At 46.9% G+C, this 1,116-nt stretch carries 2 protein-coding genes; both read right to left on the minus strand.

Annotated features, from left to right (window positions below; genetic code table 11):
• Positions 1-247 (minus strand): ATP-binding protein (locus R8O11_RS25070; RefSeq protein WP_318194590.1); only part of this gene is annotated, 247 nt, incomplete at its 3' end.
• Between the two features lie 22 nt (positions 248-269).
• The coding region (locus R8O11_RS25075) for a LysM peptidoglycan-binding domain-containing protein (protein WP_318194591.1) at positions 270-1,116 on the minus strand (847 nt) is incomplete at its 5' end.

Here is a 1,116-nt window from a genome sequence, read left to right on the forward strand (position 1 = left end):
AGGTATGGATTTTAGACGTTGCATGACGACTGAGTGCCAGCCCGAGCTCATCTTTCGCAATCCCTTTTCCGTTGTCACGAACACGAATAAGCTTGGCACCGCCTTTTTCGATATCGATATCGATTCGGGTTGCGCCAGAGTCGAGGCTATTTTCCACCAACTCTTTGATGACAGAGGCAGGTCTTTCGACCACTTCCCCTGCCGCAATTTGGTTGGCGAGCCTAGCTGGCAAAATTTTTATCGTCATAATGAGTTAGAAGCTCACTTACTTATTTGTTTGGAATGATCAGGACTTGCCCAACAGCAAGCTCGTCCGAGCGCAAGTTGTTTGCTTGGCGAATACTCGCAACACTCACGCCATATTTGGACGCAATCTTACCAAGGTATTCCCCTCGCGCCACTTTGTGCTTGCGGATCGGCTTATCTTTCACTGCTACGGTGATCTTAAGTTTTTGACCGACCCATAAGGTATCGGATTTTAAGTTGTTCTCACGACGAATATCCGACAGCTTCACTTTATAGTGACTTGCGATCTTACCTAAGAACTCACCCGATTTAACGGTATGAGTAATCGTTTCAGTCTCTACTGTAATAGGCTTGCTTGGCACTTGGATCTTGCCAGCTGACGGAATACGCAGTTTTTGTCCAACCGCTAAGCTGGTCGATTTCAACTTGTTCTCGGCCATCAACGCTTTCGAGTTAGTACCGTATTTATTCGCAATCACAGACAGCGATTCACCACGCTTAACAATGTGCACCATTGGTTTAGAGGAAGGTGAGAACACCGTGCCTTCAGGTGGGTTATCTTTTAGATATTTAACCACCGCTTTAGAGATAGCCTGCGCTAACTTATCTTGGTGCGCGCGTTGGAACAGCAGTTTCTCTTCTGTTGGGTTAGAGATAAATCCAGTCTCTACAAGGACCGATGGAATTTGTGGCGAACGCAATACTGCCAAGCTGGTGTTGATTGGTTTGGTGTTGTGTAGATGCGCGACGCGTCCCATTTCACCCAAAATTTCGGTCGCCAACTTGTAGCCTTCTTTTTGCGAATGGCTGAACTGGAGATCGAGCAAAGTTTGGTTCACGTTGCGGTCTTTCGTGTTCGTGACAAATGCA

The organism is Vibrio sp. 1288 (assembly GCF_033344475.1).